13 protein-coding genes are annotated in these 15,500 nt (G+C 32.1%); 10 read left to right on the top strand and 3 right to left on the bottom strand.

Going from position 1 to position 15,500, the window contains the following annotated elements:
- Genes mltG through dapF form a run of 3 tightly spaced genes read right to left on the bottom strand, consistent with a single transcriptional unit; the run spans position 1 to position 2,344 of the window.
- Positions 1 to 1,044 carry an endolytic transglycosylase MltG gene (mltG, locus tag K8Z87_RS09255; protein WP_227477218.1) on the bottom strand — a complete coding sequence of 348 codons (1,044 nt, stop codon included), beginning with the start codon at positions 1,042 to 1,044 and terminating at the stop codon, positions 1 to 3.
- A gap of 2 nt (positions 1,045 to 1,046) precedes the next feature.
- A complete protein-coding gene (locus tag K8Z87_RS09250; protein ID WP_227477217.1) occupies positions 1,047 to 1,571 on the bottom strand; it encodes a GNAT family N-acetyltransferase in 525 nt (174 codons plus the stop codon).
- The gene (gene dapF / locus K8Z87_RS09245) at positions 1,565 to 2,344 is read right to left on the bottom strand and encodes a diaminopimelate epimerase (RefSeq protein ID WP_227477216.1); all 780 of its coding nucleotides are present in this window, start codon (positions 2,342 to 2,344) and stop codon (positions 1,565 to 1,567) included. Before dapF ends, K8Z87_RS09250 begins: the two co-directional genes overlap by 7 nt.
- A 125-nt stretch (positions 2,345 to 2,469) precedes the next feature.
- Between dapF and K8Z87_RS09240 the strand changes: the two genes are divergently transcribed.
- The 10 genes from K8Z87_RS09240 (at position 2,470) to K8Z87_RS09195 (ending at position 15,365) form a co-directional block, all read left to right on the top strand.
- Complete coding sequence (locus K8Z87_RS09240; RefSeq protein WP_227477215.1) at positions 2,470 to 3,882, top strand: trypsin-like peptidase domain-containing protein; 1,413 nt, start codon at positions 2,470 to 2,472, stop codon at positions 3,880 to 3,882.
- A 130-nt stretch (positions 3,883 to 4,012) separates the two neighbouring features.
- A complete protein-coding gene (locus tag K8Z87_RS09235; RefSeq protein ID WP_227477214.1) occupies positions 4,013 to 5,461 on the top strand; it encodes a glyceraldehyde-3-phosphate dehydrogenase in 1,449 nt (482 codons plus the stop codon).
- Positions 5,462 to 5,654: 193 nt separating this feature from the next.
- Complete coding sequence (locus K8Z87_RS09230; protein WP_227477213.1) at positions 5,655 to 6,275, top strand: tRNA (guanine-N1)-methyltransferase; 621 nt, start codon at positions 5,655 to 5,657, stop codon at positions 6,273 to 6,275.
- 338 nt (positions 6,276 to 6,613) lie between these two features.
- On the top strand, positions 6,614 to 7,291 hold the full coding sequence (trmD, locus tag K8Z87_RS09225) for a tRNA (guanosine(37)-N1)-methyltransferase TrmD (RefSeq protein ID WP_227477212.1): 678 nt from the start codon (positions 6,614 to 6,616) through the stop codon (positions 7,289 to 7,291).
- 180 nt (positions 7,292 to 7,471) lie between these two features.
- Complete coding sequence (rplS, locus tag K8Z87_RS09220) at positions 7,472 to 7,822, top strand: 50S ribosomal protein L19 (RefSeq protein WP_227477211.1); 351 nt, start codon at positions 7,472 to 7,474, stop codon at positions 7,820 to 7,822.
- A gap of 839 nt (positions 7,823 to 8,661) precedes the next feature.
- On the top strand, positions 8,662 to 10,884 hold the full coding sequence (locus K8Z87_RS09215) for an NADP-dependent isocitrate dehydrogenase (RefSeq protein WP_227477210.1): 2,223 nt from the start codon (positions 8,662 to 8,664) through the stop codon (positions 10,882 to 10,884).
- A 100-nt stretch (positions 10,885 to 10,984) separates the two neighbouring features.
- Positions 10,985 to 13,360, top strand: a complete 2,376-nt coding sequence (locus tag K8Z87_RS09210; RefSeq protein WP_227477209.1) for a TonB-dependent receptor — start codon at positions 10,985 to 10,987, stop codon at positions 13,358 to 13,360.
- Between the two features lie 3 nt (positions 13,361 to 13,363).
- On the top strand, positions 13,364 to 14,179 hold the full coding sequence (locus tag K8Z87_RS09205; RefSeq protein ID WP_227477208.1) for a DUF4249 domain-containing protein: 816 nt from the start codon (positions 13,364 to 13,366) through the stop codon (positions 14,177 to 14,179).
- A 135-nt stretch (positions 14,180 to 14,314) separates the two neighbouring features.
- On the top strand, positions 14,315 to 15,133 hold the full coding sequence (gene murQ / locus K8Z87_RS09200; RefSeq protein WP_227477207.1) for an N-acetylmuramic acid 6-phosphate etherase: 819 nt from the start codon (positions 14,315 to 14,317) through the stop codon (positions 15,131 to 15,133).
- Positions 15,123 to 15,365 (top strand): DUF6095 family protein, encoded by a 243-nt coding sequence (locus K8Z87_RS09195; protein ID WP_227477206.1) that lies wholly within the window; start codon positions 15,123 to 15,125, stop codon positions 15,363 to 15,365. Before murQ ends, K8Z87_RS09195 begins: the two co-directional genes overlap by 11 nt.
- Positions 15,366 to 15,500 lie beyond the last annotated feature (135 nt).

Here is a 15,500-nt window from a genome sequence, read left to right as displayed (position 1 = left end):
CTATTTTCTAATACCTTGTTGATCTAAATAGCGATGGTAATTTCTAGCATTAATATTATGTTGACTTAAAGTTTTTGCAAAACGGTGAAACCCGATACGTTTAGGGTCTGCAGCAAAATAGATATACTGGTGCTTTTCATAATTTAATACGGCATCTATCGCAGATAGATCTGGCATAGTTATTAATCCGGGTGGCAAACCTGCGTTTTTATATGTGTTATATGGAGAATCAATGTCCTTATGCACATTCAACACACGACGAATTATAGTGTTTTTGTATTGAGGCAATTGATACGCTGCAAATTTTATCGTTGGGTCAGCTTGTAATGGAATCCTTCGTTTTAAGCGATTAATATATACACCAGCTACTCGTGGTTGTTCTGTTTTTTGTTTAGATTCTTCATATACAATCGAAGCTAATGCCATTACTTGATCTGGAGAATAATTAAGTGCTTTGGCTTTGGCTAGACGACCTGCATTCCAAAAACGATTGTATTCTTTATGCATTCGTTCTACAAAAACTTTAGGCGTTGTGTTCCAAAACAACTCATAACTATTAGGTAAGTACATACCTAATGCTGTAGCTTTATTAAATCCTTTTTTAGATAAAAATTCTGAATCAGTCATCGCTTCTAATAATGCTATGCTATCTGCGTCTATTTGTATAGCAACTCGACCGGCTAAACTCTCTAAACTGTTTTGATTATTAAATGCAAGTTTAACAGGAACGTTACCACTTCGTATACTATTAATGATATCATTATTATTCATACCCTTAGTAATCTTATACTTTCCAGGCCTAACATTAGATACATATTTTTTCTGTTTTGCTAAAGCATCAAAGTCACTTATATCTTCTAATAAAGGTTCTAATTGCAAACGGACATCATTATAATTAGCCTCATTAGAAATAAAAATATATTTATAATCTTCTTCAAATGCTGTATTTGAGCTAAACATTGCACCATATATGTAATTAGCAATAAAGCCTGCTATTACTAATCCTATTAAGGCAATTGCCCAAAGTATTTTTTTTATATACATAATTATGAATTAATCAATTGCAAAACGTATTCATTTGTATAGTCTTTTCCATCAAAATTCCATTCCTTCTTTAAACCCACAACTTCAAAACCTTCGTTTTCAAATAATGACAAGCTTACTGAATTAGTCTCTGCTATATTACAATATAACTGATGTAAGTTCAACTGTAAAAAACAATAGTTAACTAAAAGTGATAAAGCGTCTTTTCCATAACCTTTACCTCTATCAGCATCGGATTGAATCAATACACCTATGCCTGCACGTTTGTTTTTAAAATCGAAATCAAAAATATCTATAAGGCCTATCGCTTCATTTTTATAACTAGAAATTACTAAACGTAATTGTTTAGCTTCATAAATGTCTTTTTGAGCATTATCTAAATATTGCTTAATTAAAAATTTTGAATATGGTGTTTGTGTATGACTCAATTCCCAAATCTCTTCATCATTCTCAATTTTATAGATAAAATCTAAATCTTCAGGTTCTAAAGCACGTAAATAAATATGATCACCTTTAAGTGTTAGCATGGAACATCACCTTTAAATACTTGCTTAGCAGGACCAATTAACCAAATTGAAGTATAGCCATTTTCTGAAGGCAGATAATTGACTTTTAACTCACCGCCAGGAGTTTGCAGTGTAATGGTTTCTGCAGTGGTTTGTCCACTATTATGCATTGCCAACGCTACCGCAGTAACACCTGTACCACAAGAGAATGTTTCGTCTTCTACACCACGTTCATAAGTACGGACTCCAAACTCAGTATCCGATATTTTATTTACAAAATTAACATTAGATCCGGCTTCATTGTATGGATGACCATGCCTAATTGTTGAACCATTATGTTTTACATCTAAAGCTTCAAGATCTGAAACCATCTGAACATGATGGGGTGATCCTGTATCTAAAAATAAATGTGTTTGATGATTTTCTATCGTTGATACATCTTTCATTTGAAGTTTAACTAAGTCTCCTTCAATCTCAGCAATATGCATTCCGTCAATAGCTTCAAAAGTAGCGGTATTAGAAACGATTCCTAAAAACTTTGCGAATGCTGTAATACAACGACCTCCGTTACCACACATGCTACTTTCTTTACCATCTGCATTAAAGTAAACCATCTTAAAATCTGCCGTATCGTGGTTTTCTAAAAGTATTAAACCATCTGCGCCAATTCCAAAACGTCTATCACACAATTTAGTAATAAGTGTTATGTTAGCTTTATTAAATTTAAGCGACCGATTATCTATAATAACGAAGTCGTTTCCTGTGCCTTGATATTTGTAAAATGTCTGTGTCATATGCGATGCAAATATAAGGATAATCCCTCTGAATATAACGTGTTAAATCATCGTTAAAGTTCATTTTAACATTCAATAAATATTTAAATTTATTCGTTAAATAATTAAACTTAAAACTGAAAATTATGAAGAAGATTTTAACATTAGTAGGTGTTTCGGCCTTAGGTGGTTTATTAACCTTAGGCGGTTATAAACTTTTTATAGAAGAAGAAAACAAACCTATAATAGAAATTGCAAAACCTCAATTACCAAATTATGTTCCTACAACATATACCAATACAGTATTAACAAATACAGAACGCCCAAATTTGGTTGAAGCTGCAAATAAAACAATTGACGCGGTAGTGCATGTTAAAAACACTACTACTAGCAGAGGTTATACTAGTTTTGAAGACATAATTAGAGGTCGTCCTTCTGAGAGAAAACAAGATGTTGGAGCAGGTTCTGGTGTTATTATCTCTCCAGATGGACATATCATTACAAATAACCATGTTATTAGAGGAGCTTCTGAAATTTCAATTACTCTTAATGACAATAAAGCTTACACAGCTGAATTAATTGGTACTGATGAAAAGACAGATATTGCCTTATTAAAAATAGATGCCGAGGATAATTTACCTTTTATAACATTTGGAGATTCTGATACCACACAAATTGGAGAATGGGTCTTAGCTGTTGGTAATCCGTTTAATTTAACTTCTACGGTTACTGCAGGTATTATAAGCGCCAAAGCTAGAGATTTATCTGGTGGACAATCATTTATTCAAACCGATGCTGCTGTAAATCCTGGGAATTCTGGTGGTGCTTTAGTAAACACCAATGGCGAACTCGTTGGTATTAATACAGCTATCACTTCTAGAACAGGTACATATGTTGGTTATTCTTTTGCTGTTCCGAGTAATATTGCGCGTAAAATTGTGGAAGACATTATGGAATTTGGTGATGTGCAAAATGGTATTTTAGGAGTTGTTGGAGGCGCCTTAAATAGTGAAGCAGCTGAGCAGTTAAAAATTACTGCTACAGAAGGTTTTTATGTTAGTGAGGTTCAGGAAAAATCTGGAGCGGATTTAGCTGGCATTTTAACAGGTGATATTATCAAGCGTTTAGATAATATTAAAATCTCTAAGTTTTCTGATTTAAGTGGGTATCTAAAAACAAAGAATCCTAATGATGTTATTAATGTTGAAGTATTAAGAGACGATGAGATCAAAGTTATTCCTGTTACGCTTTCAAAAAGTGAAGTTGTTATAATAGATTTCATGGATATGCAATTAAGAAATATCCCTAATGAGATTAAAAAAGAGTATAATATAGAATCTGGTGTTATAGTAACTGAAACAGAAAATGCATGGTTATATAGAAAACTTGGGATGTCAAGCGGGTATGTAATAACAGGCATAAATGACAAGGAGATTAAATCAATCGATGATATTTCTGTACTTAAAAATAAATATGGTTCTGATTTTACTAAAAATCTTAAAAAGATAGAATTTATAAATCGTAATCTTGAAAAGAAAGAGGTTATCTTCGATAGATAGGCATTTAAAAAAATTTATATTAAAAACCCTTCAAGATAAATTATCTTGAAGGGTTTTTATTTTTGTTAAAACGATCTCGAAAACGTTTGAAATATATTATTTTTGCGCAAAATTTTAAACACACAACACAATGAGTTTTAATGAAACTTATGAAAAGGAATTAGCTTTCCAAGCAGACCGTAGACGTGCTACCGTTGAATTTATTAAAATCGTAAGCGATTTATGGTACGATAAATCTATTGAGCTAGTGATTTTTAGAAATCAATTAATCGATAGAAATGTTAGTGAAATTCTTAATCTGCATGAATATGCTGGCGAGTTTGTACAAAAGCCAATTTCAATTTTCGATTCAGTAGAAATTGCTAAAGCAATCAATCAGCTCGATTTACCTCCTGCAAAATTAGATATCGGAAAATTAACTTACGAGTATCATTTAGAGGACCAAAAATACAGCAATGCTATCGCTTTTGTGTCTAATAAACTTATGGATGCCGAAGATAATAATGGGATAAGCCCTAAAGACGTTGTGCTTTATGGTTTTGGACGTATTGGTCGTTTAGTCGCAAGAGAATTAATGACTAGAACTGGCAAGGGCAACCAAATGCGTTTAAGAGCTATTGTTACTCGAGGCAAACTAGATCAAACCGTTTTAGAAAAACGTGCTTCACTTTTACGCAACGATTCTGTACATGGCGATTTTCCTGGTACAGTAACTACAGATATAGAAAATGAAGCTTTAATTATTAACGGAACGACTGTAAAAATCATTTCGGCAAATAATCCTGAAGATATAGATTATACCGCTCATGGCATCAATGATGCTTTAATTATAGATAATACAGGTGTATTTAGAGACAAGGAAGCTTTAAGTAGACATTTGGTACCAAAAGGTGCAAGTAAAGTATTGTTAACAGCTCCAGGTAAAGGAGTTCCAAATATTGTACATGGGGTAAATCATTTAGAAAATGACCCTGACAACATCGATATTTTCTCTGCGGCTTCTTGTACAACTAATGCTATTACTCCAATATTAAAAGCTATAGAAGATTCTTTTGGGGTTAAATCCGGGCATTTAGAAACGATACATGCGTATACCAACGATCAAAATTTAGTAGATAATTTTCATAAAAAATACAGACGTGGTCGTGCTGCTGCATTAAATATGGTTATTACAGAAACTGGAGCTGGTAAAGCAGTAAGTAAAGCATTACCATCTTTAGAAGGAAAGTTAACCTCTAATGCAATTAGAGTTCCTGTACCAAATGGATCTTTAGCTATATTAAATTTAGAGTTAGATAAAGAGACTTCGGTTGAAAGTATTAATACTATTATGAAAAAATATGCTTTAGAAGGTAACCTTGTAGAGCAAATTAAATACGAAATGAGCGACGAACTTGTATCTAGCGATATCGTTGGTAGTTCTGCTCCCGCAATTTATGATAGTAAAGCAACTATTGTAAGAGCTGATGGTAAGAATGTAGTGTTATATATATGGTACGATAATGAGTATGGTTACAGTCATCAAGTGATTCGTTTGGCTAAATACGTATCTAAGGTAAGACGTTATTCGTATTATTAAACTTTGGTCTAATCCAAAATAAAAAATAAAACGTATATCAATAGCCTTACAAAATTGTAAGGCTATTTGTTTAATTATAAGTCATTGTGCTAATTAAATTAGTATCTTGCCTTTATAAAATTTATATACTAAAACTAACTCTAAATTAGTTTTAAAATAAAACTATAACTAATTGACCTAAACCATTTTTAAGATGAAATTCTTAGTTAAAACGCTTTTAGCCTTTCTTTTATTTGTAAATTTTCAACATACAAATGCGCAGACTGAAACTACTCAACAACCACAGTTAAAACGTAATGAAGGCTCTTTAGATCATCAGTTTGAATATGTTATCAGTAAATCTTACACGTATAGAGGCAATAACAAAGTATACAAAAATGTAGAATACCATTGGCTAACAGAACTTAAAGCAAGTACTTTAGACAGTCTAAAATCTATAAATAAAAACTTAGAAGACACAAAATCTATTGTAGAAACACAAGCTAAAGAAATTAAAGATTTAAAGGCAAATCTTAATACTACTAATGAGACATTAACAACAACTAACCAAGAAAAGGATAATATGGCATTGTTTGGTTTACAAATGAGTAAAGCCAATTATAATATATTAATGTGGAGTATTATCGGTGGCCTTTTTGCTTTATTACTGTTTTTCATTTATCGATTTAATACTAGCAATAGCTCTACAAAAGAAGCAAAACATAAATTAGCGGAAGTAGAGACAGAATTTGAAGACCATCGTCGTAACGCATTAGAACGCGAACAAAAAGTACGTAGACAATTACAAGACGAAATTAATAAGCATAAAGCGTAAATGTTTTTTATATAAAGGCTGAGAAAAAAAGTTAAAGTTCCTTTTAGACAACTAAAACTGCTTTCTTGCTTTTTTATTTCTTCGGCTTCTAAAGTTCCTACTATCCTTAGTTAAATAGCTAACTAAAGACATTCCCACAGCAACAGCAGCGATTAAAAGAATGATATCTATATGTTCATTAAGTATATCCATATTTTAAATATACAAAAAATAAACATAAGTAGCTATAAACAAGTGGTTTTAATATATTTAAACGCGTCATAGATCTTATTAAAAATCCTCTTTTATATTAAAATTGTCACCTTTAATTCTACACTATTTTTTTGCATCTTTGCATCATGCGTATCGATATTATTACCGTATTACCAGAACTCTTAAAAAGCCCTTTTGAAGCTTCTATATTAAAACGTGCTATAGATGCTAATTTGGTAGAAGTACATTTTCATAATTTAAGAGATTACACTACAGATAATTATAAATCTGTGGACGATTATCAATTTGGTGGAGGTGCTGGTATGGTAATGCTTATAGAGCCTATCGACAAATGTATTACTGGCCTGCAAGCTGAACGCCATTATGGTGATATTATATATATGACACCAGATGGAGAACGTCTCAATCAAAGTATTGCCAATCAAATCTCTTTAAAAGAGAACATTATAATTCTATGTGGACATTATAAAGGTGTAGATCAGCGTGTGCGCGATAAATTTATTACACGCGAAATTTCTATTGGCGACTATGTGTTATCTGGCGGAGAATTAGGTGCCGCTGTACTTTGTGATGCTGTAATACGATTAATACCTGGTGTTTTGGGTAATGAGACTTCTGCCCTAACGGATAGTTTTCAAGATAATTTATTGGCTCCACCAATATATACAAGACCACGAGAATATGATGGTATGAAAGTCCCTGAAGTACTATTCAGTGGTAATTTTGGAAAAATAGAACAATGGAGAGAAGAACAAGCCTATAAACGCACTAAAGAAAGACGACCAGATCTACTTGAAGAATAAGCTTCAAGAAATTCCAATACAAAAAAATCAAATTCCAATAGTTAGAATTACTTTATTTTGGAATTTAGGGTTTTATATTTGGTTTTTGAATAAATTAACTATCTTTGCACCCAATTTTAGATTAACCTCTGGCGAGAATCGTGAATGTTGGTTTAGATGAACTATTATAAATAAAAGAAAATGAATTCTTTAGTAAAATTTGTACAAGACGAATTTGTAACTAGTAAAGATTTTCCTGAATTTAGTGCTGGTGATACCATCACTGTATATTACGAGATTAAAGAAGGAAATAAAACACGTACTCAGTTTTTTAAAGGTGTAGTATTACAACGTAAAGGTAGTGGAACTACTGAAACGTTTACCATTCGTAAAATGTCAGGTACTATTGGTGTAGAACGTATCTTCCCTGTAAATTTACCTGCGCTTCAAAAAATTGAAGTTAACAAACGTGGAAAAGTACGTAGAGCACGTATCTATTACTTTAGAGGTCTTACTGGTAAAAAAGCAAGAATTAAAGAAGTTAGAAAATAATCTAAACTTCTATATAGACTTAAAAGCCTTGAACATTATGTTGTTCAAGGCTTTTTTCGTTATTAACCATTGTTAATAAACATGGTTTATAAAATGTGCATATCTAAATACTCTATATATTTGGAATTTTGCAATCTTATTATAAATTAGCTGAACAATTAACAACAAACAGCGTTTGGTTTTAAATTTAATTTTAAATTTATGTTAAATTGTTATAAAGTAACGTTCTTTATATAATGAGATTTTTTTGAGGTTGTGAATCGGCTTGTGTAGGCAAGTGTTAGTGAAACGCCATGACGTTTATGAAAAAGTACAAGCTAAGGTAGGTACTAAAAGATTAAACCGAAAGTTCTGAAAAAGTAGTACTACCGAAAGGAAATACGAAAAAGAAGAGCAATGTATTTTAGACGTATTTAACGTGCAAACGAGAAGATAAATAAAAATACATCAAGAAAAAATCTTATGAAACATAGTAGTAATAGCTCAATACATTTTGAAAATTACGAATTGTTTCGATGAAACAGAAAGTACTTGAACTGAAAAGGATGAAGGTTTATTCCTTTCTACCATTTTAGTGGAAGCTAAATAGGTCACGTAACACTGTTTCAAAAAAGCCATGTCAATGCAGTTTACTGTATGATATGGCTTTTTGTTTTCAATAAAACCATAAGTCTATTCTCTAGTAGAAAATCTTATAAGCTAACTACCCTTAAACTTATAGTAATTATATCTTAATTTTTATTCTCTAACTTAGTATTCTCATTTGTACCTTATCTTTTTTGTATATTTGCATGGTGCATAATTCCTGCACTTTTATTTCAAAAAACATCGCAAATTATATGGCAAACTCTTCTACTATATTTTACACAAAAACAGACGAAGCACCAGCATTAGCAACGCGTTCGCTCTTACCTATTGTTCAAGTATTTACAAAATCATCAGGTATAAACATAGAAACTAAAGACATTTCTTTAGCTGCTAGAATTTTAGCGGCTTTCCCTGATTTTTTAAACGACAACCAAAAAGTTAATGATGCTTTAGCAGAACTAGGTGAACTTGCTAAAAAGCCCGAAGCTAATATTGTTAAATTACCTAATATTAGTGCTTCTGTACCTCAATTAAAAACAGCTATTGAAGAATTACAAGCTAAAGGTTACGCAATACCAGATTATCCTGACGAGCCAGAAAACGATGAAGAAAAAACAATAAAATTACGCTATAACAAAATTAAAGGTTCTGCCGTAAATCCTGTACTTAGAGAAGGAAACTCTGATCGTCGTGCACCAAAAGCTGTTAAAAATTATGCTAGAAAAAACCCGCATAGTATGGGTGCATGGTCTTCGCATTCTAAGACGCATGTAGCAACTATGAGCGAAGGTGATTTTGCACATAACGAAAAATCGGTAACTCTTACAGAAGCTACATCTGTACAAATTACGCATACTGCTACTAATGGTTCTAAAACAGTTTTAAAAGATAATCTATCACTTTTAAAAGGTGAAATTATTGATGCTACTGTAATGAGTAAATCTCACCTATTAGCATTTTTAGATCGTGAAATTAAAGATGCTAAAGCTCAAGGTATACTCCTATCTTTACACATGAAAGCAACGATGATGAAGGTTTCTGATCCAATTATTTTTGGTCATGCGGTTAAAACGTACTTTAAATCTTTATTTGAAAAACATAGCACTACATTTGATGAAATCGGTGTAGATGTAAATAATGGTTTTGGTAACCTTTTAGAACGCTTAGAAGATTTACCACTATCTAAACGTCAAGAAATTGAAGCAGATATTGCTACTGCATTAGAGAATGGTCCAGATTTAGCCATGGTCAATTCAGATAAAGGTATAACAAATCTTCATGTGCCAAGTGATGTTATTATTGATGCTTCTATGCCTGCAATGATTCGTACTTCTGGACAAATGTGGAATGCTGAAGGCAAACAACAAGATACTAAAGCCGTAATACCAGATAGTAGTTATGCTGGTATATATACCGCAACTATAGATTTTTGTAAAACACATGGAGCTTTCGATCCTACAACAATGGGTACTGTCCCTAATGTGGGTTTAATGGCTCAAAAAGCTGAAGAATATGGTTCTCACGACAAAACATTTGAAATTGCAACTAACGGAACAGTAGAAGTTGTAGATGCTTCAGAAAATGTATTGATAAGTCATAATGTAGAGGCTGGAGATATTTGGAGAATGTGCCAAGTTAAAGATGCTCCTATTCAAGATTGGGTTAAGTTAGCCGTAACTCGTGCTAGAGCTTCACAAACACCTGCTGTATTTTGGTTAGATGAAAATCGTTCTCACGATGCTGAACTTATTAAAAAAGTGAATGCATATTTACCAAACCATGATACATCTGGTTTAGATATTAGAATTTTATCTCCTATTAAAGCAACAGCGTTTACTTTAGAGCGTATTAAAGATGGAAACGATACTATTTCTGTAACAGGAAATGTATTACGTGATTATCTGACGGATTTATTTCCTATTTTAGAATTAGGGACTAGTGCAAAAATGTTATCTATAGTACCACTTATGAATGGCGGTGGCTTATTTGAAACTGGAGCTGGCGGATCGGCACCAAAGCATGTGCAACAGTTTATTGAAGAGAACCATTTACGTTGGGATTCTTTAGGCGAATTTTTAGCATTAGCTGTTTCTCTTGAGCATTATGCAGATTTTACAAATAATGAAAAAGCAAGAATTCTTGGAGAAACTCTAGATGATGCTACTGAAAAATTATTAGAAAACAAAAAAGGACCTTCACGCCGAGTTAATGAAATAGATAACCGTGGAAGTCACTTTTATATTGCATTATACTGGTCTGAAGCATTAGCTAATCAAAATAAAAACAGTGATTTAAGTGCTGAATTTAAACCTATTTATGAAGCATTAGCATCTAATGAAGAAAATATAGTAAACGAACTAAATAACATTCAAGCTACTGCAGTAAATATCAATGGTTATTATTATCCAGATGAAGATTTGGTATCTAAAGCCATGCGACCAAGTAATCTATTAAATTCAATATTAAATTCATAGTTCAAAAAAAGCTTCATATAAAAATGAAGCTTTTTTTTAAAGAACTCATTCATATAAAAATAAAAACAATATAAATGAGTTCTACTAAAAAAAGATGTTAATGAAAAAAAATCTACTCGGATTTTTTATTACATTTCTATGTATCTATACTTCAGTTTTAGCTCAAAATAAATTCACCCTAAGTGGGCGCGTTACTGATGCTAAAACAACTGAAACATTAATTGGTGTTAATATTATAATTCCTAATTTAGGGACAGGAACTGTAACTAATGAGTATGGTTTCTACTCAATTACTTTAGATGAAGGTACATATACCATTCAAATTAGTTATCTCGGTTATAAAACTATTACAGAGACTATTGAACTTACTTCAAATAAAACAATAAACTATAAACTTACAGAATCTGCAGAAAGTTTAGATGAAGTTGTAATTAAAGAAGATGTAGAAAAATTAAACATTAAACGACCACAAATGAGTATTAATAGTTTATCTATTAAAACTATTAAACAATTACCTGTGGTTTTGGGAGAAGTCGATGTTATAAAATCTATAACTCTTTTACCTGGTGTTACAAATGCTGGTGAAGGTTCTTCAGGTTTTAATGTACGCGGTGGATCAGCAGATCAGAATTTAATCTTATTAGACGAAGCTACCATTTTTAATTCTTCGCATTTATTTGGTTTTTTCTCAGTATTTAATCCAGATGCTATAAAAGATATTAAATTATATAAAGGCGGAATCCCAGCAAAATATGGTGGTCGCGTATCTTCTGTATTAGATATTTATCAAAAAGAAGGAAATAATGAAGCTTTTCATGCTAATGGAGGTATTGGTTTAGTATCAAGTAGACTTTTGTTTGAAGGTCCAATAAAAAAAGAAAAAGGGTCATTTCTTGTTGGAGGCCGAAGCAGTTATGCGCATTTATTTTTACCTATTTTCGATATTGATAATATTGCTTTTTTTTACGATCTAAACACCAAATTAAGCTACCGTCTAAATGAAAATAACAATATTTATTTATCAGGTTATTTTGGTAGAGATGTTTTTGAAATTGCTGATAGCTTTGAAAACGGATATGGTAATTCTGTACTTAATTTTAGATGGAATCACTTGTTTTCAGATAAACTCTTCTCTAATTTATCATTGATTTATTCGGATTACGATTATGATTTAAGACTAAATTTTGTGCAATTCGATTGGACGTCTGGCATCACAAATTTTAATATTAAGTACGATCTAAAACACTATATCAATAATAACTTTAAGCTTGAATATGGTTTAAATAGCATCTATTATAAATTCAATCCAGGAGAAATCAACCCAACGGTTCCAGAATCTGGTATTAATCCTTTTAAGCTTACCGATAAATTTGCTTTTGAAAATGCTATATATATAGACGCAGAACATAAGCTAAATGATCGTCTTTCTGTCTCTTACGGAACGCGTTTTAGTACATTTCATCGTTTAGGGCAAGACGAATTAAATGTTTATGAAGATGATAATCCCGTAATATTTAATAACCAACTCCAAATCTATGAGAAAGCAGATCCTATAGGTACTGAATCTTTTAGCAGAAGTGATGTTATAGAATCGTTTTCTAATATAGAACCTAGATTAGCATTAGCGTATCAATTAAACGAGACATCTTCTGTAAAAGCGAGCTATAATCGCCTAAGTCAATATTTACATTTATTATCTAATACCAGTTCGCCAACACCTTTAGATGTGTGGTCGCCTAGTGGAAGCTTTATAAAACCACAACTGTTAGATCAAGTTGCTATAGGCTATTTCAAAACATTTAAAGACAACCTTTTCTCTTTAGAGGTAGAAAGTTTTTATAAAAAAATTCAGAATAGAATAGATTATATAGACGGCGCAGATTTAATTGCTAATAATGCTATAGAGCAAGTCATATTAAATGGAGAAGCTAGAGCCTACGGACTAGAAATATTATTACGTAAAAACGAAGGTAAATTTAAAGGTTGGTTAGCCTATACGCTATCAAGATCAGAACAGCGTACACCAGGAAGAACACCTCTAGAAACTGGTATAAATAATGGTGAATGGTATAGAACTGCTTTTGATAAAACACACGATATAAGTTTAACAGGAAACTATGAATTTACCGATAGGTGGAAATTATCGTCAAACTTTTTGTTCCAAACAGGTCAACCAGCTACATTTCCTAACGGACAATTTCAGTTTAATGGATTAACAGTTCCTGTTTTTGAAGCACGTAATTCTAGTCGACTACCTGCATACCATCGTCTTGACTTTTCTTTAAATTATACTCCAAAATATAAAGCCGATAAAAAGATAAAAGGAGAATGGGTATTTAGTGTATATAACATATACAATCGTAAAAATGCCACATCCATTACTTTTAGAGAAAACCGAACTACAGGAGTTAATGAGGCAAATAGACTTGCTATTTTTGGTATTGTACCATCAATAGCATATAATTTTAAGTTTTAAACCATGAAAAAAGGGATCTTACTTTTAGCAACTTTTTTACTTTTCACAACCTGCGAAGATGTTATAGAAATTGAACTTAACGAAGCAGAGCCACGTTTAGTAATAGACGCCTCTATAAATTGGTTTAGAAATACAGCAGGAAATGAGCAAAGTATAAAACTATCATTAACAGCACCATTTTTTGATGACGTTGTTCCGCCTGCAAATGGAGCTACAGTAACCATAACGGATACCGATGGCAATACTTTTAATTTTATCGAAGAAGAATCCACAGGTATTTACAGAAATTCTAATTTTATTCCTGTAATAGAAGCCATTTACAATTTAATCATTATCTATAATGAAGAAATATATACAGCCACAGAAACCTTAAAATCCGTAGTACCTATAGAACGTATTGAACAAAAAGATGATGGAGGATTTCTAGGTGACGATATAGAATTAAAAGCCTTCTATACAGATCCTGCTAACATAGAAAACTTTTACTTCTTTGAGTTTTTCGATCCGATTTCACAAGTGCCAACTTTAGAGGTTTATGATGATAGATTTAACGATGGCAATGAAATTTTTGGTTTTTACTCAGAAGAAGGTTTAGAACAAGGAGATCTTGTAACCATCAGAAGTTATGGGGTTTCTCAGCGATTTTTCGACTTTATGTTTATTCTCTTACTACAAGGAAGTGACGATAGTGGTGGTCCTTTTGAAACACAACCAGCCACCATTAGAGGCAATTGTATCAATCAAACCAATCCAGATAATTTCCCTTTTGGGTATTTCAGACTTTCTGAAGCTGACGAAGTCCTTTATACAATTCAATAACATAATTTGGGCGTTTCAAGGTTTTTAAACCTTGATCGCGCTGTCCGTTATATCTTTTACAATACTAAGAATTTAGTATTATAAAAGGATGTCACTTCCATCGCTAACGCAAACAAAATTTACTATTTTTGATTTATGGATTTTATCAAAACTACAGAACAAGATTCTCATTATAATAATCTTGAAAACATGTCGCTATCAGAATTATTAACCAATATTAATAATGAAGATAAATCCGTTCCTTTAGCTGTGGAAAAAGCATTACCACAAATAGAAGCTCTAACCCAACAAGTAATCTTAAAATTAAAACAAGGAGGCCGATTATTTTATTTAGGAGCTGGCACAAGTGGTCGTTTGGGTATCCTAGATGCATCCGAATGTCCTCCTACATTTGGTGTTTCTCATAGTCTAGTGATAGGCCTTATAGCTGGTGGAGATACTGCAATTAGAAAAGCTGTAGAATTTGCAGAAGATTCAACAACTCAAGGCTGGCAAGATTTAAAATCGTATAACATAACTAAAAAAGACATTGTAATTGGTATAGCTGCATCAGGGACAACTCCTTATGTGGTTCATGCATTAAAATTATGTAACACAAATAATATCATTACAGGTTGTATTACTTGTAATAATAATAGTCCATTAAGTCACGCAGCCCAATTTCCTATTGAAGCTATTGTTGGTCCAGAATTCGTCACAGGCAGTTCTCGCATGAAAGCTGGTACTGCGCAAAAACTAATACTAAATATGATAACCACGTCTAGTATGGTTCAATTAGGAAAAGTGAAAGGCAATAAAATGGTAGACATGCAATTGAGTAATAATAAGTTAGTAAATCGTGGTACACAGATGCTCGTAGATCAATTAAATATCTCTAAAGAAGAAGCATCAACATTATTAAACAAGTACGGTAATGTTCGTAAAGCATTAAAACATTATAAAAATGGAAACTAAAAAAACAGATAGGGATATTTTAAATAAAGGTCTTCAAACAATGGGTATTTGCCTGTTATTAATGTTTGCGGGACCAACTCTATTTTATATTTCATTATCTAACAAGGAAAAGCCTTTATTTATTCCTCTATTAATTATATCTATATTAATATGTAGTGCTGCTGTATATTTTGGTTTCAAGGGTATTCGTACAATTATGGATAGTATGTTTGGCAAAAGAAAATCTTCCTAAAACAAAAAAAGCCATAAACGAAAAAAAGTCCTAATCACGATTGTAATTAGGACTTTCAAAAAAGGCGGCGACCTACTCTTCCACAATAGTAGTACCATCGGCGCAAACGGGCTTAACTTCTCTGTTCGGAAAGGT

The organism is Winogradskyella immobilis, from assembly GCF_021887715.1.
Lineage (GTDB): Bacteria > Bacteroidota > Bacteroidia > Flavobacteriales > Flavobacteriaceae > Winogradskyella > Winogradskyella immobilis.
This window is presented reverse-complemented; position numbering and strand designations above follow the sequence as displayed.